Source organism: Salmonella sp. A7 (genome assembly GCF_020181675.1).
GTDB classification, from domain to species: domain Bacteria; phylum Pseudomonadota; class Gammaproteobacteria; order Enterobacterales; family Enterobacteriaceae; genus Salmonella; species Salmonella enterica.
The window spans coordinates 3,593,295-3,619,616 of sequence record NZ_CP084001.1 but is presented as its reverse complement, the minus strand read 5'-3'; the positions used below and the strand labels follow the sequence as shown (position 1 = coordinate 3,619,616).

24 protein-coding genes are annotated in these 26,322 nt (G+C 53.7%); 19 read left to right on the top strand and 5 right to left on the bottom strand.

The window, feature by feature from the left end; translation table 11 throughout:
• The first annotated feature begins 202 nt into the window (after window positions 1-202).
• From ispU to tilS, 16 genes are all read left to right on the top strand, one after another.
• The gene (gene ispU / locus LCS67_RS17790) at window positions 203-961 is read left to right on the top strand and encodes a (2E,6E)-farnesyl-diphosphate-specific ditrans,polycis-undecaprenyl-diphosphate synthase (protein ID WP_000947413.1); all 759 of its coding nucleotides are present in this window, start codon (window positions 203-205) and stop codon (window positions 959-961) included.
• Between the two features lie 12 nt (window positions 962-973).
• Window positions 974-1,831, top strand: a complete 858-nt coding sequence (gene cdsA / locus LCS67_RS17785; RefSeq protein ID WP_000922422.1) for a phosphatidate cytidylyltransferase — start codon at window positions 974-976, stop codon at window positions 1,829-1,831.
• 11 nt (window positions 1,832-1,842) lie between these two features.
• Complete coding sequence (rseP, locus tag LCS67_RS17780; protein WP_000949017.1) at window positions 1,843-3,195, top strand: sigma E protease regulator RseP; 1,353 nt, start codon at window positions 1,843-1,845, stop codon at window positions 3,193-3,195.
• A gap of 31 nt (window positions 3,196-3,226) precedes the next feature.
• Window positions 3,227-5,659: an outer membrane protein assembly factor BamA gene (gene bamA / locus LCS67_RS17775; protein ID WP_001240936.1), complete on the top strand. Its 2,433-nt coding sequence runs from the start codon at window positions 3,227-3,229 to the stop codon at window positions 5,657-5,659.
• Window positions 5,660-5,781: 122 nt separating this feature from the next.
• Complete coding sequence (skp, locus tag LCS67_RS17770) at window positions 5,782-6,267, top strand: molecular chaperone Skp (RefSeq protein WP_000758966.1); 486 nt, start codon at window positions 5,782-5,784, stop codon at window positions 6,265-6,267.
• A 3-nt stretch (window positions 6,268-6,270) separates the two neighbouring features.
• Window positions 6,271-7,296 (top strand): UDP-3-O-(3-hydroxymyristoyl)glucosamine N-acyltransferase, encoded by a 1,026-nt coding sequence (lpxD, locus tag LCS67_RS17765; RefSeq protein ID WP_001139265.1) that lies wholly within the window; start codon window positions 6,271-6,273, stop codon window positions 7,294-7,296.
• Window positions 7,297-7,401: 105 nt separating this feature from the next.
• Complete coding sequence (fabZ, locus tag LCS67_RS17760) at window positions 7,402-7,857, top strand: 3-hydroxyacyl-ACP dehydratase FabZ (RefSeq protein ID WP_000210741.1); 456 nt, start codon at window positions 7,402-7,404, stop codon at window positions 7,855-7,857.
• A 3-nt stretch (window positions 7,858-7,860) separates the two neighbouring features.
• On the top strand, window positions 7,861-8,649 hold the full coding sequence (gene lpxA / locus LCS67_RS17755) for an acyl-ACP--UDP-N-acetylglucosamine O-acyltransferase (protein WP_000565952.1): 789 nt from the start codon (window positions 7,861-7,863) through the stop codon (window positions 8,647-8,649).
• Entirely contained in the window at window positions 8,649-9,797 is a 1,149-nt protein-coding gene (gene lpxB / locus LCS67_RS17750; RefSeq protein ID WP_000741217.1) for a lipid-A-disaccharide synthase, read from the top strand. The genes lpxA and lpxB overlap by 1 nt, the downstream gene beginning before the upstream one ends.
• Window positions 9,794-10,390 (top strand): ribonuclease HII, encoded by a 597-nt coding sequence (rnhB, locus tag LCS67_RS17745; protein ID WP_000569411.1) that lies wholly within the window; start codon window positions 9,794-9,796, stop codon window positions 10,388-10,390. Before lpxB ends, rnhB begins: the two co-directional genes overlap by 4 nt.
• 23 nt (window positions 10,391-10,413) lie before the next feature.
• Window positions 10,414-13,896 (top strand): DNA polymerase III subunit alpha, encoded by a 3,483-nt coding sequence (gene dnaE / locus LCS67_RS17740; protein ID WP_023207369.1) that lies wholly within the window; start codon window positions 10,414-10,416, stop codon window positions 13,894-13,896.
• A 12-nt stretch (window positions 13,897-13,908) separates the two neighbouring features.
• On the top strand, window positions 13,909-14,868 hold the full coding sequence (gene accA / locus LCS67_RS17735) for an acetyl-CoA carboxylase carboxyl transferase subunit alpha (RefSeq protein WP_000055753.1): 960 nt from the start codon (window positions 13,909-13,911) through the stop codon (window positions 14,866-14,868).
• A gap of 179 nt (window positions 14,869-15,047) precedes the next feature.
• The gene (locus LCS67_RS17730; RefSeq protein WP_000524167.1) at window positions 15,048-16,811 is read left to right on the top strand and encodes a chitinase; all 1,764 of its coding nucleotides are present in this window, start codon (window positions 15,048-15,050) and stop codon (window positions 16,809-16,811) included.
• A gap of 75 nt (window positions 16,812-16,886) precedes the next feature.
• Window positions 16,887-19,028, top strand: coding sequence for a lysine decarboxylase LdcC (gene ldcC, locus LCS67_RS17725; protein WP_100521894.1), 2,142 nt, complete (start codon window positions 16,887-16,889; stop codon window positions 19,026-19,028).
• 55 nt (window positions 19,029-19,083) lie between these two features.
• Entirely contained in the window at window positions 19,084-19,473 is a 390-nt protein-coding gene (locus LCS67_RS17720; protein WP_000901088.1) for a VOC family protein, read from the top strand.
• A gap of 62 nt (window positions 19,474-19,535) precedes the next feature.
• Window positions 19,536-20,828, top strand: coding sequence for a tRNA lysidine(34) synthetase TilS (gene tilS, locus LCS67_RS17715; protein WP_080183723.1), 1,293 nt, complete (start codon window positions 19,536-19,538; stop codon window positions 20,826-20,828).
• An 83-nt stretch (window positions 20,829-20,911) separates the two neighbouring features.
• Here tilS and rof read toward each other — a convergent pair whose 3' ends face one another.
• Entirely contained in the window at window positions 20,912-21,172 is a 261-nt protein-coding gene (gene rof, locus LCS67_RS17710) for a Rho-binding antiterminator (RefSeq protein ID WP_000062329.1), read from the bottom strand.
• On the bottom strand, window positions 21,159-21,359 hold the full coding sequence (locus LCS67_RS17705; protein ID WP_001518678.1) for a YaeP family protein: 201 nt from the start codon (window positions 21,357-21,359) through the stop codon (window positions 21,159-21,161). Before LCS67_RS17705 ends, rof begins: the two co-directional genes overlap by 14 nt.
• A gap of 197 nt (window positions 21,360-21,556) precedes the next feature.
• Here LCS67_RS17705 and LCS67_RS17700 point away from each other — a divergent pair, with 197 nt between their 5' ends.
• From LCS67_RS17700 to nlpE, 3 genes are read left to right on the top strand one after another with little or no spacing between them, the layout of a single operon-like run.
• Complete coding sequence (locus tag LCS67_RS17700) at window positions 21,557-22,102, top strand: YaeQ family protein (RefSeq protein WP_001185323.1); 546 nt, start codon at window positions 21,557-21,559, stop codon at window positions 22,100-22,102.
• Window positions 22,099-22,521 (top strand): alternative ribosome rescue aminoacyl-tRNA hydrolase ArfB, encoded by a 423-nt coding sequence (gene arfB / locus LCS67_RS17695; protein ID WP_000560524.1) that lies wholly within the window; start codon window positions 22,099-22,101, stop codon window positions 22,519-22,521. The genes LCS67_RS17700 and arfB overlap by 4 nt, the downstream gene beginning before the upstream one ends.
• A gap of 31 nt (window positions 22,522-22,552) precedes the next feature.
• On the top strand, window positions 22,553-23,254 hold the full coding sequence (nlpE, locus tag LCS67_RS17690) for an envelope stress response activation lipoprotein NlpE (protein WP_000252576.1): 702 nt from the start codon (window positions 22,553-22,555) through the stop codon (window positions 23,252-23,254).
• A 73-nt stretch (window positions 23,255-23,327) separates the two neighbouring features.
• Here the strand turns inward: nlpE and proS are convergent, their stop codons facing one another.
• The 3 genes from proS to rcsF form a co-directional block, all read right to left on the bottom strand.
• On the bottom strand, window positions 23,328-25,046 hold the full coding sequence (proS, locus tag LCS67_RS17685; RefSeq protein ID WP_001260675.1) for a proline--tRNA ligase: 1,719 nt from the start codon (window positions 25,044-25,046) through the stop codon (window positions 23,328-23,330).
• 110 nt (window positions 25,047-25,156) lie between these two features.
• Entirely contained in the window at window positions 25,157-25,864 is a 708-nt protein-coding gene (tsaA, locus tag LCS67_RS17680) for a tRNA (N6-threonylcarbamoyladenosine(37)-N6)-methyltransferase TrmO (protein WP_000093989.1), read from the bottom strand.
• On the bottom strand, window positions 25,861-26,265 hold the full coding sequence (gene rcsF, locus LCS67_RS17675) for an Rcs stress response system protein RcsF (RefSeq protein ID WP_001202315.1): 405 nt from the start codon (window positions 26,263-26,265) through the stop codon (window positions 25,861-25,863). Before rcsF ends, tsaA begins: the two co-directional genes overlap by 4 nt.
• Between the last annotated feature and the right edge of the window lie 57 nt (window positions 26,266-26,322).

Below are 26,322 nucleotides of genomic sequence, written 5' to 3'. Positions count from 1 at the left end.
GTTTTACACGGCTTTTTTGTGGATACACAAAATCATTCAGGACGCATCGGGACGGCAGGCGAATACGTTCCCGGCGTGCGCAGACAGCGCACGACAGGGGCGATGACGCGCAGCCATCCGCGAAGCGGACCGAAGAGAATGTGTATAAAGGCTTCAGTATTCCTGAGTACCGCTAAATCCTTTCAGGGACAAAAAACGCGTTATGTTGTCTGCAACTCAACCAGTAAGCGAAAATTTGCCAGCGCATGGCTGCCGTCATGTTGCAATAATTATGGATGGCAATGGTCGCTGGGCGAAAAAGCAAGGGAAGATCCGGGCCTTTGGGCATAAAGCCGGGGCGAAGTCCGTCCGGCGAGCGGTCTCTTTTGCTGCCAATAACGGTATTGATGCGTTAACGCTGTATGCCTTTAGTAGTGAAAACTGGAACCGACCGGCGCAGGAAGTGAGCGCGTTAATGGAGCTGTTTGTGTGGGCGCTGGATAGCGAAGTCAAAAGCCTGCACCGCCATAACGTTCGCCTGCGTATTATCGGCGATATCAGCCGATTCAACTCACGTTTACAAGAACGTATTCGCAAATCAGAAGCGCTTACCGCCCATAATACGGGTCTAACGCTGAATATCGCTGCGAATTACGGCGGACGTTGGGATATTGTCCAGGGAGTCCGACAACTGGCGGAACAGGTGCAGGCTGGAGTGCTGCGCCCCGATCAGATTGATGAAGAGAGACTAGGCCAGCAAATCTGTATGCATGAGCTGGCGCCTGTGGATTTAGTAATTAGGACTGGGGGAGAGCATCGCATTAGTAACTTTTTGCTTTGGCAAATTGCCTATGCCGAACTTTACTTTACGGATGTTCTTTGGCCCGATTTCGATGAACAAGACTTTGAAGGTGCGCTGCATGCCTTTGCTAATCGAGAGCGTCGTTTCGGCGGTACCGAGCCTGGTGATGACAAAGCCTGATGGGGGTTGCTTTTGCTGAAGTATCGCCTGATTTCTGCTTTTGTGTTAATACCCGCGGTCATCGCTGCGCTTTTTTTATTGCCGCCGGTGGGGTTCGCCATTATTACGCTGGTTGTCTGTATGCTGGCCGCGTGGGAATGGGGACAGTTAAGCGGTTTCGCCGCGCGTTCACAGCGGGTTTGGCTGGCGGTGCTGTGTGGTCTGTTATTGGCGCTGATGCTATTTTTGTTGCCTGAGTATCATCACAACATTCGTCAACCGCTGGTTGAGATGTCGCTTTGGGCATCGTTAGGATGGTGGGTTGTCGCGCTACTGCTGGTGCTATTTTATCCCGGTTCGGCGGCAATCTGGCGCAACTCAAAAACATTGCGTCTCATTTTCGGTTTGTTAACTATTGTGCCATTTTTCTGGGGCATGCTGGCGCTGCGCGCCTGGCACTATGACGAGAATCATTACAGTGGCGCAATATGGCTACTCTATGTCATGATCCTGGTCTGGGGAGCGGACTCTGGCGCGTATATGTTTGGTAAATTATTTGGCAAACATAAGCTGGCGCCGAAGGTTTCCCCGGGTAAAACCTGGCAAGGGTTTATCGGCGGGCTTGCTACGGCTGCCGTGATCTCATGGGGTTACGGTATGTGGGCGAATCTGAATGTTGCGCCTGTTATCTTGCTGATTTGCTCTGTGGTGGCGGCTCTGGCTTCTGTACTGGGCGACCTCACCGAGAGTATGTTTAAGCGCGAAGCAGGAATTAAGGATAGCGGCCACTTGATTCCAGGCCATGGCGGCATTCTGGACCGAATTGACAGCCTGACGGCTGCCGTACCGGTCTTTGCTTGCCTGTTGTTACTGGTGTTCAGGACGCTCTAACGGAAGGTTTTATGCTGAGTATTCTCTGGAATCTGGCTGCATTCATCATCGCACTGGGCGTGCTGATCACTGTGCATGAATTTGGTCATTTCTGGGTTGCCCGGCGCTGCGGTGTGCGAGTTGAGCGCTTTTCCATCGGCTTTGGCAAAGCGCTTTGGCGTCGTACCGATCGGTACGGCACCGAGTATGTCATCGCCCTGATCCCGCTGGGCGGCTACGTCAAAATGCTGGATGAACGCGCCGAACCGGTAGCGCCGGAATTGCGTCGTCACGCCTTCAATAACAAAACGGTGGGCCAGCGCGCCGCAATTATTGCCGCAGGTCCGGTTGCGAACTTCATTTTTGCTATCTTTGCTTACTGGCTGGTCTTTATCATCGGCGTCCCTGGCGTTCGTCCGGTCATTGGCGAAATAACGCCCAACTCGATTGCTGCGCAGGCGCAAATTGCGCCTGGTACGGAACTTAAAGCCGTTGATGGTATCGAAACCCCTGATTGGGATGCCGTGCGTTTACAACTGGTGTCCAAAATTGGCGATCAGCAGACGACGGTGAGCGTCGCGCCGTTTGGCAGCGACCAGCGGCAGGACAAAACGCTTGATTTACGTCACTGGGCATTTGAGCCTGATAAGCAAGATCCTGTATCTTCTTTAGGGATTCGGCCCCGCGGGCCACAGATTGAACCGGTACTGTCAGAAGTGCAGGCGAATTCCGCAGCCAGTAAAGCGGGTTTGCAAGCGGGCGACAGGATCGTTAAAGTCGATGGTCAGCCGTTAACGCAGTGGATGAAATTCGTGACGTTTGTACGCGATAATCCCGGTAAGCCGTTAGCGTTAGAGATTGAAAGGCAGGGGAGCGCCTTGTCGTTGACGTTAACGCCGGATACGAAATCGGTTAACGGAAAGGCGGAAGGGTTTGCAGGCGTGGTGCCTAAAATTATTCCTCTGCCGGAAGAGTACAAGACTATACGCCAGTATGGGCCTTTTAGCGCCATCCTCGAAGCCACGGATAAGACGTGGCAGTTGATGAAGCTGACGGTCAGTATGCTGGGTAAATTGATAACCGGTGATGTGAAACTGAACAACCTCAGTGGGCCGATTTCTATCGCTCAGGGGGCTGGGATGTCAGCGGAGTTCGGGGTGATTTATTACCTGATGTTCCTTGCGCTAATCAGCGTGAACTTAGGGATAATCAACCTGTTTCCGCTGCCCGTTCTTGACGGGGGTCATCTGCTGTTCCTGGCGATTGAAAAGCTTAAGGGCGGGCCGGTATCCGAGCGGGTTCAAGACTTTAGTTATCGCATTGGCTCGATTTTGCTGGTGTTGTTAATGGGGCTTGCACTTTTCAATGATTTCTCTCGGTTGTAAGAGAGTTAGTTAGGAAGAACGCATAATAACGATGGCGATGAAAAAGTTGCTCATAGCGTCGCTGCTGTTCAGCAGCGCCACCGTATACGGTGCTGAAGGGTTCGTAGTGAAGGACATTCATTTCGAAGGCCTGCAGCGAGTCGCCGTTGGTGCGGCTCTCCTCAGTATGCCGGTGCGCACAGGCGACACGGTTAATGATGAAGATATCAGTAACACCATTCGCGCTCTGTTCGCCACCGGCAACTTTGAGGACGTCCGCGTCCTGCGCGATGGTAATACCCTTCTGGTTCAGGTAAAAGAACGTCCGACCATTGCCAGCATCACTTTCTCCGGGAACAAGTCGGTGAAAGATGACATGCTCAAGCAAAACCTCGAAGCGTCTGGCGTACGTGTTGGCGAGTCTCTGGATCGCACCACGCTGTCTGATATCGAAAAAGGTCTGGAAGACTTTTACTATAGCGTAGGTAAATACAGCGCCAGCGTTAAGGCGGTCGTCACGCCGCTGCCGCGCAACCGTGTTGATCTTAAACTGGTGTTCCAGGAGGGCGTATCGGCGAAGATCCAACAGATCAACATCGTCGGTAACCATGCCTTTAGCACCGAAGAACTCATTTCTCATTTCCAGTTGCGTGACGAAGTGCCGTGGTGGAACGTCGTCGGCGATCGTAAATACCAGAAACAGAAGCTGGCGGGCGACCTTGAAACCTTGCGCAGCTACTATCTGGATCGCGGCTACGCGCGTTTCAATATTGACTCCACGCAAGTGAGTCTGACGCCGGATAAGAAAGGGATCTACATCACCGTCAATATCACCGAAGGCGATCAGTACAAGCTTTCCGGGGTTCAGGTAAGCGGTAACCTGGCCGGACATTCCGCTGAAATTGAGAACCTGACGAAAATTGAACCGGGCGAGCTCTATAACGGCACCAAAGTGACCAAAATGGAAGATGACATCAAAAAGCTTCTGGGTCGCTATGGTTACGCCTATCCGCGCGTGCAGTCACAGCCTGAAATTAACGATGCTGACAAAACCGTAAAACTGCGCGTGAACGTCGATGCGGGCAACCGTTTCTACGTGCGTAAGATCCGCTTTGAAGGCAACGATACCTCAAAAGATTCCGTTCTGCGCCGTGAAATGCGCCAGATGGAAGGGGCGTGGCTGGGCAGCGACCTGGTTGACCAGGGTAAAGAGCGTCTGAACCGTCTCGGCTTCTTTGAAACCGTCGACACCGACACGCAGCGCGTTCCGGGTAGCCCGGATCAGGTTGATGTGGTGTACAAGGTGAAAGAGCGTAATACCGGTAGCTTCAACTTCGGTATCGGTTACGGTACAGAAAGCGGCGTGAGCTTCCAGGCCGGCGTTCAGCAGGACAACTGGTTAGGTACCGGTTATTCCGTGGGGATTAACGGCACCAAAAACGACTACCAGACCTACAGCGAACTGTCCGTTACTAACCCATACTTTACCGTTGACGGCGTGAGCCTCGGTGGTCGTATCTTCTATAACGACTTCCAGGCGGACGATGCGGATCTATCCGACTATACCAACAAGAGTTACGGTACGGATGTGACGCTTGGCTTCCCCATCAACGAGTACAACACGTTGCGTGCTGGTTTAGGGTATGTGCATAACTCCCTGTCCAATATGGAACCGCAGGTTGCAATGTGGCGTTATCTGGCATCAATGGGTCAGTATCCGAGTACTAATGATCAGGATAATAGTTTTAGCACTGATGACTTCACCTTTAACTACGGCTGGACCTACAACAAACTAGACCGTGGTTACTTCCCGACGGAAGGTACGCGTATCAACCTGACGGGTAAGGTGACGATTCCGGGATCGGATAACGAATACTATAAAGCGACGTTGGATACCGCGACCTATGTACCGATCGATAACGATCATAAGTGGGTCATTCTAGGCCGTACCCGCTTTGGTTATGGCGATGGTTTAGGCGGTAAAGAAATGCCGTTCTATGAGAACTTCTATGCCGGTGGTTCCAGTACCGTTCGTGGCTTCCAGTCCAATACCATTGGTCCTAAGGCGGTCTATTATCCCTATAACCCTAAAAATTACGATGCTGATGAAGACTACGATTGCGCGACGCAGGACGGCGCAAAAGATATGTGTAAGTCGGATGATGCGGTAGGGGGGAACGCGATGGCGGTCGCCAGCCTGGAATTTATCACGCCGACGCCGTTTATCAGCGAGAAATATGCTAATTCGGTCCGTACTTCTTTCTTCTGGGATATGGGGACCGTCTGGGATACTAACTGGGATTCCAGCCAGTATTCTGGTTATCCGGACTACAGCGATCCGAGCAACATCCGTATGTCCGCGGGTATCGCATTACAATGGATGTCCCCATTGGGGCCGTTGGTCTTCTCCTACGCCCAGCCGTTTAAAAAGTACGATGGAGACAAAGCCGAGCAGTTCCAGTTTAACATTGGTAAAACCTGGTAATTGTTCACTGCAAAGGAATGCATTGGTAGTGTAGCGATGACTTTTGGCGATGCCCCCAGGGATCGCCAGGCCACGCAAAGAGCTGTACCTTCGGGTGCAAATGGGATGGTAAGGAGTTTATTGTGAAAAAGTGGTTATTAGCTGCAGGTCTTGGTTTGGCGATGGTAACGTCCGCACAGGCTGCTGACAAAATTGCAATCGTCAACATGGGTAATCTGTTCCAACAGGTTGCGCAGAAGACGGGTGTATCCAATACACTGGAAAACGAATTTAAAGGCCGTGCGGCTGAACTGCAAAAAATGGAAACTGATCTGCAATCTAAAATGCAGCGTCTGCAATCCATGAAAGCAGGTAGCGATCGTACTAAGCTGGAAAAAGACGTGATGTCTCAGCGCCAGACTTTCGCGCAAAAAGCGCAGGCTTTTGAGAAAGATCGCGCTCGTCGTTCCAACGAAGAACGCAACAAACTGGTGACTCGTATCCAGACTGCAGTGAAAAAAGTGGCTAACGACCAGAGTATAGATCTGGTGGTAGACGCAAACACCGTTGCTTACAACAGCAGCGATGTGAAAGACATCACCGCTGACGTACTGAAACAGGTTAAATAAGTAATGCCTTCAATTCGACTGGCTGACTTAGCAGAACAGTTGGATGCAGAATTACACGGTGATGGCGATATCGTCATCACCGGCGTTGCGTCCATGCAATCTGCAACAACAGGCCACATTACGTTTATGGTAAATCCTAAGTACCGTGAACACTTAGGTTTATGCCAGGCTTCTGCGGTTGTCATGACGCAGGACGATCTTCCTTTTGCTAAGAGCGCGGCGCTGGTAGTTAAAAATCCCTACCTGACCTACGCGCGCATGGCGCAAATTTTAGATACTACGCCGCAGCCCGCGCAGAATATCGCGCCAAGCGCCGTGATTGATGCGACGGCAACGCTGGGTAGCAATGTTTCAGTCGGCGCGAATGCGGTGATTGAATCTGGCGTACAACTGGGCGATAACGTGGTTATCGGCGCAGGCTGTTTCGTCGGAAAAAATAGCAAAATCGGGGCGGGTTCACGCTTGTGGGCGAACGTAACGATTTACCACGACATTCAGATCGGTGAGAATTGCCTGATCCAGTCCAGTACGGTGATCGGCGCGGACGGTTTTGGCTACGCTAACGATCGTGGCAACTGGGTGAAGATCCCACAACTGGGCCGGGTCATTATTGGCGATCGTGTCGAGATCGGCGCTTGTACCACCATTGACCGTGGCGCGTTGGATGATACTGTTATTGGCAATGGCGTGATTATTGATAATCAGTGCCAGATTGCACATAACGTTGTGATTGGCGACAATACGGCAGTTGCCGGTGGCGTCATTATGGCGGGTAGCCTGAAGATTGGCCGTTACTGCATGATTGGCGGCGCCAGCGTGATCAATGGGCATATGGAAATATGCGACAAAGTCACGGTAACTGGCATGGGTATGGTGATGCGTCCCATCACGGAACCGGGCGTCTACTCCTCAGGCATTCCGCTGCAACCCAACAAAGTATGGCGTAAAACTGCTGCATTGGTGATGAACATTGATGATATGAGCAAGCGTCTCAAAGCGATTGAGCGCAAGGTTAATCAACAAGACTAACGTTCCGCCTTGTAGTTGCCATTCTTTTCCGGCCTGTCACATTCATACGATTGCGGCAGGCCGTGTTATTATTGCCTTTTTGTATATTTGGACAGGAAGAGTATTTTGACTACTAACACTCATACTCTGCAGATTGAAGAGATTTTAGAGCTTCTGCCGCACCGTTTTCCGTTTTTACTGGTCGATCGCGTGCTGGACTTTGAAGAAGGTCGTTTTCTGCGTGCGGTGAAAAATGTCTCCGTCAACGAGCCGTTTTTCCAGGGGCATTTCCCGGGCAAACCGATTTTGCCAGGCGTGTTGATTCTGGAAGCGATGGCGCAGGCAACCGGTATTCTGGCGTTTAAAAGCGTTGGTAAACTGGAACCTGGCGAACTGTATTATTTCGCGGGTATTGATGAAGCGCGCTTTAAGCGTCCGGTGGTGCCAGGCGATCAGATGATCATGGAAGTCACTTTCGAGAAAACGCGCCGTGGCCTGACCCGCTTTAAAGGGGTTGCGCTGGTCGACGGTAAAGTTGTGTGCGAAGCAACCATGATGTGTGCTCGTAGCCGGGAGGCCTGATTCGTGATTGATAAATCCGCCTTTATTCATCCTACCGCCATTGTGGAAGACGGCGCTGTAATTGGCGCTAATGTCCACATTGGTCCCTTTTGTATTGTTGGGCCGCAGGTCGAAATTGGTGAGGGAACCGTACTGAAGTCTCATGTGGTCGTGAATGGTCAAACCAAAATCGGCCGCGACAACGAGATTTATCAGTTTGCCTCCATCGGTGAAGTGAACCAGGATCTGAAATATGCGGGTGAGCCGACCCGTGTGGAAATTGGCGATCGTAACCGCATCCGCGAAAGCGTCACCATTCATCGTGGTACAGTGCAGGGCGGTGGGTTGACGAAGGTGGGTAGCGATAACCTGCTGATGATCAATGCGCATGTCGCACATGATTGTACGGTAGGTAATCGCTGTATCCTCGCCAACAACGCCACGCTGGCGGGGCACGTATCAGTCGATGATTTTGCGATCATCGGCGGTATGACGGCAGTTCATCAATTCTGCATTATCGGTGCGCATGTGATGGTCGGCGGCTGCTCCGGCGTGGCTCAGGATGTCCCTCCGTATGTGATTGCGCAGGGTAACCATGCGACGCCGTTCGGGGTAAATATCGAAGGGCTGAAGCGTCGCGGCTTTAGCCGTGAAGGGCTGGTGGCGATTCGTAATGCCTACAAACTGTTGTACCGCAGTGGTAAAACGCTCGACGAAGCGAAGCTGGAAATCGCTGAACTTGCTGAAAAGCATCCGGAAGTGAAGGCGTTTACCGAGTTCTTTGAGCGTTCAACGCGCGGTCCGATTCGTTAATGGCGGCACAGCGTCCTTTAACGATTGCCCTGGTCGCCGGTGAAACGTCCGGCGATATTCTTGGCGCAGGCTTAATTCGTGCGCTGAAAGCGCGCGTACCCAACGCCCGCTTTGTGGGCGTTGCGGGGCCGCGCATGCAGGCCGAAGGGTGTGAAGCCTGGTACGAAATGGAAGAGCTGGCAGTCATGGGCATTGTTGAAGTGCTCGGACGTTTACGCCGTTTGTTGCATATCCGCGCCGATCTGACCCGTCGTTTTACCGAACTCAAGCCCGATGTCTTTGTCGGGATTGATGCCCCTGATTTCAACATTACCCTCGAAGGTAATCTGAAAAAACAAGGGATTAAGACCATTCATTATGTCAGCCCGTCCGTTTGGGCCTGGCGACAGAAACGCGTTTTCAAAATAGGCAGATCCACTCATATGGTGTTGGCTTTTCTGCCTTTCGAAAAAGCGTTTTACGATAAATTTAACGTCCCGTGCCGCTTTATCGGTCACACCATGGCGGATGCAATGCCGCTGGACCCGGATAAAAATGCGGCGCGCGACGTGCTGGGTATCCCGCATGACGCCCATTGTCTGGCGCTACTGCCAGGCAGCCGTGGCGCGGAAGTGGAAATGCTCAGCGCCGACTTCCTGAAAACCGCACAATTGCTGCGACAGCGCTATCCCGATCTGGAAGTGGTAGTGCCGCTGGTGAACGCGAAACGCCGCGAGCAGTTTGAAAAAATTAAAGCGGAGGTTGCGCCGGATCTCGCCGTTCATTTGCTGGACGGCATGGCGCGCGAGGCGATGATCGCCAGCGACGCGGCTCTGCTGGCCTCGGGTACGGCGGCACTGGAGTGTATGCTGGCAAAATGCCCGATGGTAGTGGGGTATCGTATGAAGCCCTTCACTTTCTGGCTGGCGAAACGTCTGGTAAAAACGGAGTATGTGTCTTTGCCTAACCTGCTGGCGGGAAGAGAATTAGTCAAAGAGCTGTTGCAGGAAGAGTGCGAACCGCAAAAACTCGCCGAAGCGCTGTTGCCGCTACTGGCGAACGGTAAAACCAGCCATGCGATGCACGACACCTTCCGTGAACTGCATCAGCAGATCCGCTGTAATGCCGATGAGCAGGCGGCAAATGCCGTCCTGGAGTTAGCACAATGATCGAATTTGTTTATCCACACACCCATTTAGTGGCGGGTGTGGATGAAGTGGGCCGTGGCCCGCTGGTGGGTGCCGTAGTGACCGCCGCCGTGATCCTCGATCCGGCTCGCCCGATCGTCGGTCTGAATGATTCCAAAAAATTGTCTGAAAAGCGTCGTCTGTCATTGTATGACGAGATTAAAGAAAAGGCGTTAAGCTGGAGTCTGGGACGCGCGGAAGCGCATGAAATTGATGAGCTGAATATTTTGCACGCCACCATGCTCGCCATGCAGCGCGCTGTCGCTGGTCTGCATATTGCGCCAGAATATGTGCTGATCGACGGCAATCGCTGTCCGGCGCTGCCTGTGCCGTCAATGGCCGTGGTGAAAGGCGACAGCCGCGTGGCGGAGATTAGCGCGGCGTCTATTCTGGCGAAAGTCACCCGCGACGCAGAAATGGCGGCGCTGGATATCGTTTTTCCTCAGTATGGCTTTGCGCAGCACAAAGGCTATCCAACCGCTTTTCATCTGGAAAAGTTGGCACAGTATGGCGCGACGGCGCACCACCGACGCAGTTTTGCGCCTGTTAAACGCGCTCTGGGACTTGTGTCCTGATTCTTGTATCGAGAAATCTGAAGATGTCTGAACCACGTTTCGTTCACCTGCGGGTGCACAGCGACTACTCTATGATCGATGGGCTGGCGAAGACCGGGCCGCTGGTGAAAAAGGCGGCCTCATTAGGTATGCCTGCGCTGGCGATCACCGATTTTACCAACCTCTGCGGTCTGGTGAAGTTCTACGGAGCGGGTCATGGCGCGGGCATTAAACCCATCGTCGGGGCGGACTTTAACGTTCACAACGAACTGCTGGGAGATGAGCTGACTCATCTGACGGTACTGGCGGCGAATAATACGGGATACCAGAACCTGACGTTGCTGATCTCGAAAGCGTATCAGCGCGGCTACGGCGCGGCAGGCCCGATTATCGAGCGCGACTGGCTGGTAGAGCTTAAAGAAGGTTTGATCCTGCTTTCCGGCGGGCGCATGGGCGACGTAGGCCGCTGTCTGCTACGCGGCAACCAGGCGCTGGTGGAGGAGTGCGTTGCTTTCTATGAAGCGCATTTTCCCGATCGCTACTTTCTGGAACTGATCCGTACCGGCAGACAGGATGAAGAGACCTATCTCCATGCTGCGGTTGAATTGGCTGAGGCACGTGGTTTGCCGGTTGTCGCGACAAACGATGTCCGTTTTCTTGAAAGCGATGATTTTGACGCCCATGAAATTCGTGTCGCGATCCACGACGGTTTCACGCTTGACGATCCTAAGCGTCCGCGCAATTACTCGCCGCAGCAATATATGCGCAGCATCGATGAGATGTGCGAACTGTTCGCCGATATTCCGGAGGCGCTGGAAAATACGGTGGAGATTGCCAAACGCTGCAACGTAACGGTGCGTCTGGGTGAATATTTCCTGCCGCAGTTCCCGACCGGCGATATGACCACCGAAGATTATCTGGTCAAAAAATCGAAAGAGGGGCTCGAAGAACGTCTGGCTTTCCTGTTTCCGGACGAAGAAGAGCGCAAAAAGCGTCGCCCGGAATATGACGAGCGTCTGGATATTGAACTACAAGTTATCAACCAGATGGGGTTCCCTGGCTACTTCCTCATCGTGATGGAGTTTATCCAGTGGTCAAAAGATAACGGCGTGCCGGTAGGGCCGGGACGTGGCTCCGGGGCCGGTTCGCTGGTGGCCTACGCGCTGAAAATTACCGACCTTGATCCGCTGGAATTTGACCTGCTGTTCGAACGTTTCCTGAACCCGGAACGTGTCTCGATGCCTGACTTCGACGTTGACTTCTGTATGGAGAAACGCGACCAGGTGATTGAGCACGTCGCAGACATGTACGGGCGTGATGCGGTATCGCAAATTATCACCTTCGGTACGATGGCGGCGAAAGCCGTTATCCGCGATGTGGGCCGAGTGCTGGGGCATCCGTACGGTTTTGTCGATCGTATCTCGAAGCTGGTGCCGCCCGATCCGGGCATGACGCTGGCAAAAGCCTTTGAAGCGGAACCGCAACTGCCGGAAATTTACGAGGCGGATGAAGAGGTCAGAGCGCTGATCGATATGGCGCGTAAGCTTGAAGGCGTCACGCGTAACGCCGGTAAACACGCTGGCGGCGTGGTCATCGCGCCGACCAAAATTACCGACTTTGCGCCGCTGTACTGCGATGAAGAGGGCAAGCATCCGGTTACCCAGTTTGATAAAAGCGACGTGGAATATGCCGGGCTGGTGAAGTTCGACTTCCTCGGCTTGCGTACGCTGACTATCATCAACTGGGCGCTGGAGATGATCAACAAGCGGCGGGCGAAGAATGGCGAGCCGCCGCTGGATATCGCCGCCATTCCGCTGGACGATAAAAAAAGCTTCGACATGCTGCAGCGCTCGGAAACCACGGCGGTCTTCCAGCTTGAATCGCGCGGCATGAAAGATCTGATCAAACGTCTGCAGCCGGACTGCTTTGAAGATATGATCGCGCTGGTGGCTCTGTTCCGTCCCGGTCCGTTGCAGTCCGGGATGGTAGATAACTTTATCGACCGTAAGCACGGTCGTGAAGAACTCTCTTACCCGGACGTTCAGTGGCAGCATGAAAGCCTGAAGCCGGTACTGGAGCCGACTTACGGCATCATTCTGTATCAGGAACAGGTGATGCAGATTGCCCAGGTACTTTCCGGGTATACTCTCGGCGGCGCGGATATGCTGCGTCGTGCGATGGGTAAGAAAAAGCCGGAAGAGATGGCCAAACAGCGTTCCGTTTTTGAAGAGGGCGCGAAAAAGAACGGTATCGACGGCGAACTGGCGATGAAAATCTTTGACCTGGTGGAGAAATTCGCCGGTTACGGGTTTAACAAATCGCACTCCGCCGCTTATGCGCTGGTTTCTTATCAGACGCTATGGCTAAAGGCGCACTATCCGGCTGAATTTATGGCGGCGGTGATGACTGCCGATATGGACAACACCGAGAAGGTCGTCGGCCTGGTGGACGAGTGCTGGCGGATGGGACTGAAAATTCTGCCGCCGGATATTAACTCCGGATTGTACCATTTCCACGTTAACGATGAGGGCGAGATCGTCTACGGCATCGGCGCGATCAAAGGCGTCGGCGAAGGGCCGATCGAAGCGATCATCGACGCGCGTAATCAGGGCGGCTATTTCCGCGAACTGTTTGATCTGTGCGCGCGGACCGACACGAAAAAGCTCAACCGCCGGGTGCTGGAAAAGCTGATCATGTCCGGGGCGTTCGACCGCCTGGGGCCGCACCGCGCCGCGCTGATGAACTCATTGGGCGATGCGCTGAAAGCCGCCGACCAGCACGCCAAAGCGGAAGCTATCGGTCAGGCGGATATGTTCGGCGTACTGGCGGAAGAGCCGGAGCAAATCGAGCAATCCTATGCCAGCTGCCAGCCGTGGCCGGAGCAGGTGGTGTTAGATGGGGAACGTGAAACGTTGGGGCTGTACCTGACGGGCCACCCCATCAATCAGTATTTAAAAGAAATTGAGCGCTATGTCGGCGGGGTAAGGCTCAAAGACATGCATCCGACAGAACGTGGTAAAGTCACCACGGCTGCGGGGCTCGTGATTGCCGCAAGGGTTATGGTCACCAAGCGCGGCAATCGTATCGGCATCTGTACGCTGGATGACCGTTCCGGGCGTCTGGAAGTGATGTTATTTACCGACGCGCTGGATAAATACCAGCAGTTGCTGGAAAAAGACCGCATACTTATCGTCAGCGGACAGGTCAGCTTTGATGACTTCAGCGGGGGGCTTAAAATGACCGCCCGCGAAGTGATGGATATTGACGAAGCTCGCGAAAAATACGCTCGCGGGCTTGCTATCTCGCTGACGGACAGGCAAATTGATGACCAGCTTTTAAACCGACTCCGTCAGTCTCTGGAACCCCACCGCTCGGGGACCATTCCAGTACATCTCTACTATCAGAGGGCGGATGCGCGTGCGCGGCTGCGTTTTGGCGCAACGTGGCGTGTCTCTCCGAGCGATCGTTTACTTAACGATCTGCGTGGCCTCATTGGTTCGGAGCAGGTGGAACTGGAGTTTGACTAATACAGGAATACTATGAGTCTGAATTTCCTTGATTTTGAACAGCCGATAGCAGAGCTGGAAGCGAAAATCGATTCTCTGACTGCGGTAAGCCGCCAGGATGAGAAACTGGATATTAATATCGATGAAGAAGTCCATCGCCTGCGCGAAAAAAGCGTAGAACTGACGCGCAAAATCTTCGCCGATCTCGGCGCATGGCAGGTAGCCCAACTGGCGCGCCATCCGCAGCGTCCGTACACCCTGGATTATGTCCGTCTGGCGTTTGATGAGTTTGATGAGCTGGCGGGCGATCGCGCCTATGCGGATGACAAAGCCATCGTCGGCGGTATCGCGCGTCTGGAAGGGCGACCGGTGATGATCATTGGTCATCAGAAGGGTCGTGAAACCAAAGAAAAAATTCGTCGTAACTTTGGCATGCCTGCGCCGGAAGGCTACCGCAAAGCGCTGCGCCTGATGGAAATGGCTGAACGCTTCAACATGCCGATTATCACCTTCATCGACACCCCGGGCGCTTACCCTGGCGTGGGCGCGGAAGAGCGTGGTCAGTCTGAAGCTATCGCCCGCAACCTGCGTGAGATGTCTCGTCTGAACGTACCGGTCATCTGCACCGTGATTGGCGAAGGCGGCTCCGGCGGCGCATTGGCGATTGGCGTGGGTGATAAAGTGAATATGCTGCAATACAGCACCTATTCCGTTATCTCCCCGGAAGGTTGCGCCTCTATTTTGTGGAAGAGCGCCGACAAAGCGCCATTGGCTGCTGAAGCGATGGGCATCATCGCGCCGCGTCTGAAAGAGCTGAAGCTAATCGATTCCATCATTCCGGAGCCGCTGGGCGGCGCGCACCGTAATCCGGAAGCGATGGCGGCGTCGCTAAAAGCGCAACTGCTGGAAGATTTAGCCGATCTCGATGTGTTAAGCACCGATGATTTAAAAAACCGTCGTTACCAGCGTTTGATGAGCTACGGTTACGCCTAATCATTTACCTCATTTTTCCCAGGAGGCCGGATAATCCGGCCTCTTTTTTTTGGACGAGGAAAAATGAGACGCCGATGAGTTGATGTGATTAAACGCAACGGCATGTTCTCCCTGACACTGTAGCAACTGCCAGGCGTGTGGCCAGGGCAGGCAGTGAACTACCCTTCAAGGAGAAAATTATGGGATTGCAAAAAACACTGGCGCTCAGCGCCGTGGCGGCAGGAATCATGTTGAGCTTATCCGGTGCGCAGGCCGCGCCGCTGCTTAGCAGTAGTGAGCCAATGACCATCAACGCCAGCGATCTGGCGGCGAAAGAGAAAGCGCTGACGGATTTTCCGTTAATGGAGGCAGTGAAATCCTCTATCCAGACGTTGGATAACAGCGCGGTCGAACAAATCGAACCGGGGCGCGCCGCTAACCCGGCAAACGTAAAACGCGTTGAAAGTATTCTGAAAGAGGCCGACTGGGATTATCTGTTCCCGATGCGCGCGCCGGAATATACTTACTCTAACTTCCTGAAAGCGATAGGTAAATTCCCGGCGGTTTGTGGTACCTACACCGATGGACGCGATAGCGACGCTATCTGCCGTAAAACCCTGGCTACTATGTTTGCGCATTTTGCCCAGGAGACGGGCGGTCACGAAAGCTGGCGTGACATTCCGGAATGGCGTCAGGCGCTGGTCTATCTGCGCGAAGTCGGCTGGACAGAAGGGCAGAAAGGCGGCTACAACGGCGAATGTAACCCGGATGTATGGCAGGGCCAGACCTGGCCGTGCGGTAAAGATAAGGACGGCGATTTCCTCAGCTATTTTGGTCGCGGGGCAAAACAGCTTTCTTATAACTACAACTATGGGCCTTTCTCTGACGCGATGTATGGTGACGTTCGCCCTCTGCTGGATAAACCCGAGCTGGTGGCGGATACCTGGATGAACCTGGCGAGCGCCGTCTTCTTCTTTGTGTATCCGCAGCCGCCGAAGCCGTCTATGCTACATGTGATTGACGGTACCTGGCAGCCAAACGATCGCGATAAAGCAAACGGCCTGGTATCAGGTTTCGGCGTCACCATTCAGATCATCAATGGCGGCGTGGAGTGCGGCGGCGCAGATGAGAATGCGCAGTCGCTTAACCGTATCGCCTACTACAAAGAGTTTGCCAACTACCTGAAAGTGCCGGTGCCGGCTGACGAAGTGTTGGGCTGTAAAAAGATGAAGCAGTTCGATGAAGGCGGCGCTGGCGCGTTACCGATCTATTGGGAACAAGACTGGGGCTGGAGCGCCGATACTGCGGACGGTAAAACCTATTCCTGCCAGTTAGTGGGATATCAAACGCCGTATACCGCCTTTAAAGAGGGCGACTACACGAAATGTGTACAGCATTATTTCAACGTTAATGTCGTCGATGATAACGGAACCACTGAACCGGATGTCACGCCAACTCCAGCGCCAGTGACGGATGAAAACGTGGCGCCCGTCGCGCGCATTGCCGGGCCGGTCGGGGCGGTGGAAGCCGGTAGCCCGGTTTCACTCAGCGCGGAAGGATCGACCGACGCGAATGGCGACAAGCTCACCTATACCTGGATGTCGCAGGATGGCAAAACGCTGAGCGGCCAGGATAAAGCCGTTGTGATTTTCAACGCGCCGGATGTCACTCAGAACACCCAGTATGTGGTGAATCTGACCGTTAGCGACGGTACGCTCTCCAGCACTGCGGTTTATACGCTGAATGTGAAAGCGAAGGCCGCCGCTGCGGATGACGAAGATAAGACCACCAGCTACCCTGCCTGGAGCAGCAGCCAGAAATGGAATCCGGGCGACATCGTCAACAATAATGGCGCATTGTACCAGTGCAAACCGTTCCCGGAAGGCTCATGGTGTAATGTTGCGCCTGCTTACTATGAGCCCGGCGTAGGGATTGCCTGGGCCGATGCATGGAACGCATTGTAATAAGATAAATCCTGTCGGTGCTTTGCATCGGCAGGATTGTTACTATGCTTATCTCAGGTTTTTTCAGGAGAAAGCATGAACATCATCGCCATTATGGGGCCGCACGGGGTTTATTATAAAGATGAACCCATCAAGGAGCTTGAGCGTGCATTACAATCCCTGGGATTTCAAATTATCTGGCCGCAAAATAGCGTTGACTTGTTGAAGTTTATTGAACATAACCCGCGCATCTGCGGCGTTATTTTTGACTGGGATGAATACAGTCTCGACCTTTGTAGCGAAATCAACCAGCTAAATGAATACCTTCCTCTCTACGCCTTTATCAATACCAACTCCACGCTGGACGTTAGCGTTCACGATATGCGCATGGCGCTGTGGTTTTTTGAGTATGCGTTGGGGCTGGCTGAAGATATCGCGACGCGCATTCATCAATATACAAACGAATATCTCGATAATATTACACCGCCGTTTACCAAAGCGCTGTTTACCTACGCCAAAGAAGGAAAATATACCTTTTGTACGCCGGGTCATATGGCAGGAACGGCGTATCAGAAAAGCCCGCCAGGCTGTCTGTTTTATGATTTTTTTGGCGGCAATACCTTAAAAGCTGACGTGTCGATTTCGGTGACTGAACTGGGATCGCTGCTGGATCACGCCGGACCGCATCTGGAAGCGGAAGAGTATATCGCCCGTACTTTTGGCGCCGAGCAGAGTTATATGGTGACGAACGGTACGTCGACCTCGAATAAAATTGTCGGTATGTATGCCGCGCCTGCGGGAAGTACGCTACTTATTGATCGTAATTGCCATAAATCGCTGGCGCATTTGCTGATGATGAGCGATGTGGTGCCTCTCTGGTTGAAGCCGACGCGCAATGCGCTCGGTATTCTCGGCGGTATTCCTAAGCGTGAATTTACCTGCGACAGCATTGCGCGTAAGGTGGCGGAAACCGCGCAGGCGCAATGGCCGGTTCATGCGGTTATCACCAATTCTACTTACGATGGTCTGCTGTATAACACTAACTGGATCAAGCAGATGCTGGACGTTCCCTCGATCCATTTTGATTCCGCCTGGGTACCCTATACCCATTTCCATCCGATCTACCAGGGGAAAAGCGGGATGAGCGGCGATCGGGTGCCCGGAAAAGTGATTTTCGAAACGCAATCCACCCATAAAATGCTGGCGGCTTTTTCGCAGGCGTCGCTTATTCATATCAAAGGGGAATATGACGAAGAGACGTTTAACGAAGCGTTTATGATGCACACTTCCACATCGCCGAGCTATCCCATTGTCGCCTCTATCGAGACCGCGGCGGCGATGCTGCGCGGCAATCCAGGGAAAAGATTGATTAATCGTTCGGTGGAGCGGGCGCTCCATTTTCGTAAAGAGGTACAGCGGTTACGTGAAGAGTCCGATAGCTGGTTCTTTGATATCTGGCAGCCGGAAGAGGTTGATGAGGCCGAATGCTGGCCGGTCACGCCGGGAGAAACCTGGCATGGCTTCACCGATGCTGATGACGATCATATGTTCCTCGATCCGGTTAAGGTGACAATCCTGACGCCGGGGATGGATGAACAGGGCAACATGAGCGAAGAGGGGATACCCGCCGCGCTGGTGGCGAAGTTCCTCGATGAGCGAGGCGTGGTGGTGGAAAAAACCGGGCCGTATAATTTGCTGTTTTTGTTCAGCATAGGGATTGATAAGACCCGTGCGATGGGGCTGCTGCGCGGGCTGACGGAATTTAAACGGGCCTACGATCTTAACCTGCGCGTCAAAAATATGTTGCCGGATCTGTATGCGGAAGATCCGGATTTTTATCGCAATATGCGCATTCAGGATCTGGCGCAGGGGATCCATAAACTGATCCGCCAGCACGATCTTCCGGGGCTGATGTTGCGGGCGTTCGAGGTTTTACCGGAGATGATCATGACCCCGCACCAGGCCTGGCAGCGTCAGATCAAAGGCGAGGTGGAAACCGTGGCGCTCGATCAACTGCCAGGGCGCGTTTCCGCGAATATGATCCTGCCTTATCCGCCAGGCGTTCCGCTGTTGATGCCCGGCGAGAGGATCACGCAACAGAGTCGGGCCGTGCTCGATTTTCTGCTGATGCTCTGCTCGATTGGCCAGCATTATCCCGGTTTTGAAACGGATATTCACGGCGCGAAACGGAATGAAGACGGGGTGTACCAGGTACGAGTCTTAAAACACGCCTGTTAGCTTGCCTGACGGGAATGTGACGAGTAACGTACTGATAATCAATAAAGGAGACGCTATGCTGGGATTAAAACAGGTTCATCACATCGCGATCATTGCGACAGACTATGCGGTGAGCAAGGCGTTTTACTGCGATATTCTGGGGTTCGATCTGCTAAGCGAAGTCTGGCGGGAAGAGCGTGACTCGTGGAAGGGCGATTTGGCGCTAAACGGGCAGTATGTGATTGAGCTTTTCTCTTTTCCCTTCCCTCCGGCGCGTCCAAGCCGACCTGAAGCCTGCGGCCTGCGCCATCTGGCTTTCAGCGTGGAAAATGTGGAAAACGCCGTTGCGCATCTGGAAAAGCATCAGGTTAAGTGCGAACCGATACGCATCGATCCGTATACCGGGAAGCGCTTTACTTTTTTCAACGATCCGGACGGTTTACCGCTTGAGCTGTATGAGCAGTAAGGCTTGTCATTAAGACGCTCGCCAGGTAACGTTGCCGGGCTAAGTCACTATAAGCATGGATCATGACCACTCTCACGTTGAATACCTCGTTACTCTCTTCTCGCCGTATTCTGGCTGCCTTTAGCGGTGGCCTGGATTCTACGGTGCTTCTGCATCAACTGGTGTTGTGGCGAGAACGCCATCCTGACGTCACGCTGCGTGCTATCCATATTCATCACGGTTTAAGCCCTCATGCTGATAGCTGGGTGCGGCATTGCGAAACCGTATGCGAACGCTGGCAGGTTCCGCTGGTAGTGGAGCGGGTGACGCTGGCGGATAATGGCCTGGGTATCGAGGCCCATGCGCGTGAAGCGCGCTACCGGGCGTTCGCACAGACGCTATTGCCTGGCGAAGTGCTGGCAACCGCGCAGCACCTTGACGATCAGTGTGAAACATTCCTGCTGGCGTTAAAGCGCGGCAGCGGTCCGGCCGGACTTTCCGCGATGGGAGAACACTCGCCTTTTGCCGGAACTCTGCTTCTTCGCCCGCTGTTGAGAGAAACGCGGAAGACGCTGGAACAGTGGGCTGTGCGTCATGGCTTATGCTGGATTGAAGATGAAAGCAATCAGGATGACGCCTACGATCGCAATTTCTTACGCCTGCGCGTGCTTCCGCTCTTGCAGCAGCGCTGGCCGCATTTTCCTGCGGCGGTAGCCCGTAGCGCGACGCTCTGCGCCGAGCAAGAAAGGCTGCTGGACGAGCTTCTGGCCAGCGATCTTACGGACTGTATCACGACGGAGGGAACATTGCGGCTCTCTCCATTAATGTCGATGAGCGATGTACGGCGGGCGGCGATTTTGCGTCGCTGGCTGGCGATGCGTAATGCGCCGATGCCCTCTCGCGACGCGCTGGAACGTATCTGGCAGGAGGTGGCGCTGGCGCGCGACGATGCCTCTCCCTGTTTACGCTTTGGCGATCACGAGATTCGCCGTTATCAGTCGCAACTGTGGTGGATTAAATCCGTGGCCGGACAACACGAAACGACGGTCGCCTGGCCCGTCTGGCAAACACCGCTGGCGCTGCCTGCCGGCTTAGGGACGGTACAGCTCGTTCCTGGGGGCGAACTGCGCCGACCGCGAGAGGAAGAATCCGTCAGCATTCGGTTTAAGGCGCCAGGGTTGCTACACATTGTGGGACGTCACGGTGGACGTAAATTAAAGAAAATCTGGCAGGAGCAGGGGATCCCGCCCTGGCGACGAGACACCACGCCGCTGTTGTTTTACGGCGAAACGCTGATTGCGGCTGCGGGTGTTTTTGTGACGCGTGAGGGAGCAGCAGAAGATAAAGAAGGGGTGAGTCTGGTTTGGCATGCCTGATGGCGCTGCGCTTATCAGGCCTACGTATCGCATGGAACGTAGGCCGGATAAGGTGCTTGCACCGCCATCCGGCAACAAAATACTCAGGATTCGCTAACTACCACGGTACCAATTTCCGGGTGGCTGAAACTGGCGATTTTATCGAGACGAAGTTCACAAGACTCGCCGGAAATCTCGGCAAGCAGATACTCTACGTTTTTACGTAAGATCAAATCGTTCGCTTTTGCCTGCAAAACCTCGCCATCTTTTAACGTTAGCGTCAGTATTAAATGATGCATGCAGGCAAGCTCAAGACTATCGTAGTCATCGCAATTAATGGGTTGATACGTTTCATTCATTGACATAATCGCTCACCAGTAAGTTCGCGGCAGCATAAGCTGCCTTTTCCCTGACCGACTCTGAAAGGGCGCTATCTGCCGCCACTTCATTAAGCACTTTCAATACACAACCCAGCGCATCCGGGACATACCCTAAGTCTCCGCTGGCGATTTCCGCATACCGCTTGCGTACTAACTCACAATATTTTTCCACATGCCCTCCTGTCAGCATTCTGACTTAACCGTGGATGCAAGTCTAAGCCTACGAAGTTAAATCTTGTTTAGCAAGGTGACTATACCATACTCATTTGCGCAATATCAGCGCCTGACGCGAGTGGGTAAAAGATTCGTTAACAGCCTTTTAGCGCGGTTTTCGCTACAATGGGCGCCTGATTCGAAAGGAGTTTTCTCATGGCGCTTAAAGCGACAATTTATAAAGCCGTCGTCAATGTGGCTGACCTTGATCGCAACCGGTTTCTGGATGCGGCATTGACGCTGGCGCGTCACCCTTCTGAAACGCAGGAGCGCATGATGCTGCGCCTGTTGGCATGGATAAAATATGCTGATGAGCGGTTGCAGTTTACACGCGGGCTCAGCGCGGAAGATGAACCGGAGGTCTGGCTGCGCAACGATCATCTGGGCATCGATCTCTGGATAGAGCTGGGGCTGCCGGATGAGCGCCGTATTAAGAAAGCCTGTACTCAGGCGAGCGACGTCGCGCTCTTTGCTTATAACTCCCGGGCGGCGCAAATCTGGTGGCAGCAGCATCACAGCAAGTGCGCGCAGTTCGCTAACCTGTCCGTCTGGTATCTGGATGACGGGCAACTGGCGCAGCTCAGTGAATTTGCCGATCGTACCATGACGCTACAGGCGACGATTCAGGACGGCGCAATCTGGCTTTCTGATGCTCGGAATAATCTGGAAATACAGCTAACCGCCTGGCAACAGCCCTCATGATTGCCATCTCCCGGACGGTCTCCATAGCCGATAATGAGCTGGAAATTACGGCTATTCGCGCGCAGGGCGCGGGTGGTCAGCACGTAAATAAGACCTCTAGCGCGATTCATTTGCGCTTTGACATTCGGGCCTCTGGCCTGCCAGAGTATTACAAACAGCGTTTGCTGACGGCCAGCCACCATCTGATAAGCGATGATGGCGTCATTATCATTAAGGCGCAGGAGTTCCGGAGCCAGGAGCTCAACCGGGAAGCGGCTATCGCCAGGCTGGTTGCCGTCATAAAAGAATTCACCGCGGAGCAGAAAAAACGTCGCGCAACCCGTCCGACGCGTGCCTCGAAGGAGCGCCGCTTGTCCTCGAAGGCGCAAAAATCTTCTGTAAAGGCGCTTCGCGGCAAAGTTCGTCGTCCACTGGATTGACGGGCAGGAATAGCAATTTCATAAGGATTTTATGGTGAGAACAGCAATATTGTCAGTAGCGGCAGCCTGTACGCTATTTGCATTGATAGGGTGTAATAACCGTGCGGAAGTTGACGCCCTGCAACCTGCGCAGGCGGCGGAATTAAAACCCATGCAGCAAAGCTGGCGCGGCGTGCTGCCCTGTGCGGATTGTGAAGGTATTGAAACGTCACTGTTTCTGGAAAAAGACGGCACATGGGTGATGAACGAGCGCTATCAGGGCGTGCGCGAGGAACCTTCCTCTTTTGCGTCATACGGTACCTGGGCGCGGACGGCGGATAAACTGGTGTTAACCGACAGCAATGGCGAGAAATCGTATTATCGCGCGAAAGGCAATGCGCTGGAGATGCTCGACAGAGAAGGCAATCCGGTGGCTTCGCAGCTTAATTATACGCTTGTGCCTGTTACCGCCAGCCTGCCGGTAACGCCAATGCCGTTGCGTGGTATGTATGTATACAGGGCCGATGCGGCGACCTTTACCGATTGTGCGACCGGAAAACGGCTGCCGGTCGCCAGTAACGCCCAGCTTGAGCGCGGCTATCTGACGGCGAAAGGTGAAGCGGAAAAACCGGTGCTGCTGACGGTAGAAGGGCATTTTGTGTTTGCCGCGAACCCGGACACGGGCGAGCCGGTAAAAATGCTAATAGCCGATAAAAACGCGAAGTTTGCGCCGGGTAAAGATTGCACTCACTAATAAAAGGCCTCGCAGGATGCGAGGCCTTTACATATCTGCCGGGTGGCGCCGGGCAATCCCAACAAAATGTCGTTTAGCCTTTAATCGCCTTGACCAGATAATCAACGATATCGCCGGTTTTAATCAGCGATTTTTCACCGCTGCGACGGTATTTATACTCAATATCGTCGTTATCCAGGTTGCGATCGCCAATCACGATAGTATGTGGAATACCAATCAGCTCCATATCGGCAAACATCACGCCCGGGCGCTCTTTACGGTCGTCCATCAGCACTTCAATGCCCTGCGCGCGCAATTCGCTGTACAGCTTTTCCGCCAGCTCCTGCACACGGAAGGATTTGTGCATATTCATCGGCAGAATAGCGACCTGGAAAGGCGCAATGGCGTCAGGCCATACAATGCCGCGCTCGTCAAAGTTCTGCTCGATAGCCGCGGCAACGACACGTGTTACGCCGATACCATAGCAGCCCATTGTCAGGATCTGGTTACGGCCATCTTCACCCTGAACGGAGGCTTTCAGCGCTTCTGAGTACTTGGTACCTAACTGGAAGATGTGACCCACTTCGATACCGCGTTTGATAAGCAACGTTCCCTGACCATCCGGACTCGGATCGCCGGCGACTACGTTACGGATGTCGGCAACAACAGGCGTCGCCACATCGCGATCCCAGTTAATACCAAAGTAGTGTTTACCGTCGATGTTGGCGCCAGCGGCAAAATCGCTCATGGCGGCAACGGTACGATCGATGATGACCGGAATCGACATATTGACCGGGCCGAGGGAGCCAGGGCCGGCATTAATTACGGCGCGAATCTCTTCTTCGGTAGCGAAGGTCAGCGGGCTGGCAACGTGCGGCAGTTTTTCCGCTTTAACTTCATTCAGTTCATGATCGCCGCGAACCAGCAGAGCCACCAGCGGAGACTTGCTGTCTTTCGCCGCTTTCACCAGCAGCGTTTTTACCGTTTTTTCAATTGGCAGGTTGAACTGTTCCACCAGCTCCGCGATGGTTTTGGCATTTGGCGTATCGACCAGAGTCATTTCCTGCGTCGCCGCTGCGCGCGGCGTTTGCGGCGCGATAGCTTCTGCCAGTTCAATGTTAGCCGCGTAATCAGAAACATCAGAGAAAACGATATCGTCTTCGCCGCTTTGCGCCAGCACCTGGAATTCATGCGAGGCGTTGCCGCCGATAGAACCGGTATCGGCCTGTACCGCGCGGAAATCCAGCCCCATACGGCTGAAGATACGGCTATACGCGGCGTACATGGCGTCATAGGTTTCCTGCAACGACTCCTGAGAGGTGTGGAAAGAGTAAGCATCTTTCATCAGGAATTCGCGCGAACGCATCACGCCAAAGCGCGGACGCACTTCATCACGGAATTTGGTCTGGATTTGGAAGAAGTTCAGCGGCAACTGCTTATAAGAGCTGAGTTCATTACGCACCAGATCGGTGATAACTTCTTCGTGGGTCGGGCCGAGTACGAACGGACGCTCGCCACGGTCGACAAAACGCAGCAGTTCCGGACCGTACTGTTCCCAACGACCACTCTCTTGCCACAGGTCGGCTGGCTGAACGACTGGCATCGACACCTCGATAGCACCGGCGTTGTTCATCTCTTCACGCACGATGTTTTCGACTTTTTTCAGGACGCGCAGGCCGGTCGGCAGCCAGGTATATAACCCGGAGGCGAGCTTGCGGATCATCCCGGCGCGCAGCATCAGCTGGTGGCTGATAACCTCGGCGTCGGCAGGTGTCTCCTTCAGAGTGGAGAGCAGGTATTGGCTAGTACGCATGTTGTTACGGTTCCAGTTGAACGATCGAACAGGCTCAATGTGAGCCTGATACAAAAAAAGTGATTTAGTTTACCAGCGTGCAAGAGATGTCAAAAGAGAAGGGAGTGAAATTACCGTGGTTCCAGCGCAAACACTTCAAATCCAGTGCTAACCACACGCCAGCGCACGTTAAAATCATGCAGCCAGACGGCATAGGTTTTGCCCGTCTCTTCACCCTTACGATAAGCCGGGCGAGGATCTTGCGCCAGCACATCGCAAATAAATGTCCGTAGCTGCGGATAACGCCTTTCCAGCGTCGTAAGCTGTTGAGCCACCTCAGCGGTAAAACTCACGGGCATTTCAGCTATCGGCGCCTGTTGCGCATAGCTGGCGGCGGCGTCCGGTAAGGCCTCGGCAAACGGTAAATACGGTTTGATATCCACCACCGGCGTGCCATCCACCAGATCCAGACTGCCTAATTTCAGAATTACGCTCTCTTTCCGGCACTCGATACCTTTTAGCGCAACGAGCGACATGCCAATCGGATTGGGGCGGAACGTGGAGCGCGTGGCAAAAACGCCCATTCTGGCGTTACCGCCAAGACGGGGCGGACGAACTGTTGGCCGCCAGCCGCCGTCCATCGTCTGATGAAAAACGAAAAGCACCCACAAATGGCTGAACGCCTCCAGGCCGCGAACGGCATCGGCCTGGTTGTAAGGCGCTATCAGATGCAGTTCGCCGCAGGCGCTTTTGACCAGACCGGGCTGGCGCGGAACGGCGAATTTTTCTTTATAGGGGGAGCGAATAACGCCGATTTGTTCAAACTGAAAGCTGCTCATTTCGCCGAAATATTCAGGGCGGACCCGATACAAACCGCCTGACGATAGCAGCCTGGCGTGCCGCTGGTAATTTCACAGCTGTGCAGCAGGACGGCGTTGGCTTTCATTTTAGATGCATTAATCTGCATACGCTTGCGCGCAGTTGGAATGTTAGGCGGAGAGTCTTGATTTGTCGCCTGGCAGGATTCGCCGCTAACCTCGCCAAGATCGCGGAAAGGTTTGCCGACTAAGTCTTCAGCATTGGTGTAAATCCTGACGGGAGCGGCACGCGGCGCTTTAGGTTTCTCCGGCTCCGCTTTTGGCGGGGTTGCGGTGCTTTGAACGGGTTCAACAGGGGATCTGCTTAGCATGGAACAACCGCCCAGCATGAGTGCCAATAAACAGATCGGTAAAGCACGCATAATATTTCCTCAATGAATGTTCTAATTGCCAGATATTGAATCAGGAGCTTGCATAAA

Excerpts from the sequence above, each read along its gene's own strand:
- rseP (WP_000949017.1), top strand. The coding sequence starts at position 1,843 with ATGCTGAGTATTCTCTGGAATCTGGCTGCATTCATCATCGCACTGGGC.
- LCS67_RS17700 (WP_001185323.1), top strand. The coding sequence starts at position 21,557 with ATGGCGCTTAAAGCGACAATTTATAAAGCCGTCGTCAATGTGGCTGAC.
- rcsF (WP_001202315.1), bottom strand. The coding sequence starts at position 26,265 with ATGCGTGCTTTACCGATCTGTTTATTGGCACTCATGCTGGGCGGTTGT.
- nlpE (WP_000252576.1), top strand. The coding sequence starts at position 22,553 with ATGGTGAGAACAGCAATATTGTCAGTAGCGGCAGCCTGTACGCTATTT.
- rnhB (WP_000569411.1), top strand. The coding sequence starts at position 9,794 with ATGATCGAATTTGTTTATCCACACACCCATTTAGTGGCGGGTGTGGAT.
- arfB (WP_000560524.1), top strand. The coding sequence starts at position 22,099 with ATGATTGCCATCTCCCGGACGGTCTCCATAGCCGATAATGAGCTGGAA.
- rof (WP_000062329.1), bottom strand. The coding sequence starts at position 21,172 with ATGTCAATGAATGAAACGTATCAACCCATTAATTGCGATGACTACGAT.
- ldcC (WP_100521894.1), top strand. The coding sequence starts at position 16,887 with ATGAACATCATCGCCATTATGGGGCCGCACGGGGTTTATTATAAAGAT.
- ispU (WP_000947413.1), top strand. The coding sequence starts at position 203 with ATGTTGTCTGCAACTCAACCAGTAAGCGAAAATTTGCCAGCGCATGGC.
- dnaE (WP_023207369.1), top strand. The coding sequence starts at position 10,414 with ATGTCTGAACCACGTTTCGTTCACCTGCGGGTGCACAGCGACTACTCT.
- LCS67_RS17720 (WP_000901088.1), top strand. The coding sequence starts at position 19,084 with ATGCTGGGATTAAAACAGGTTCATCACATCGCGATCATTGCGACAGAC.
- tilS (WP_080183723.1), top strand. The coding sequence starts at position 19,536 with ATGACCACTCTCACGTTGAATACCTCGTTACTCTCTTCTCGCCGTATT.
- lpxB (WP_000741217.1), top strand. The coding sequence starts at position 8,649 with ATGGCGGCACAGCGTCCTTTAACGATTGCCCTGGTCGCCGGTGAAACG.
- proS (WP_001260675.1), bottom strand. The coding sequence starts at position 25,046 with ATGCGTACTAGCCAATACCTGCTCTCCACTCTGAAGGAGACACCTGCC.
- tsaA (WP_000093989.1), bottom strand. The coding sequence starts at position 25,864 with ATGAGCAGCTTTCAGTTTGAACAAATCGGCGTTATTCGCTCCCCCTAT.
- bamA (WP_001240936.1), top strand. The coding sequence starts at position 3,227 with ATGGCGATGAAAAAGTTGCTCATAGCGTCGCTGCTGTTCAGCAGCGCC.
- accA (WP_000055753.1), top strand. The coding sequence starts at position 13,909 with ATGAGTCTGAATTTCCTTGATTTTGAACAGCCGATAGCAGAGCTGGAA.
- LCS67_RS17730 (WP_000524167.1), top strand. The coding sequence starts at position 15,048 with ATGGGATTGCAAAAAACACTGGCGCTCAGCGCCGTGGCGGCAGGAATC.
- lpxD (WP_001139265.1), top strand. The coding sequence starts at position 6,271 with ATGCCTTCAATTCGACTGGCTGACTTAGCAGAACAGTTGGATGCAGAA.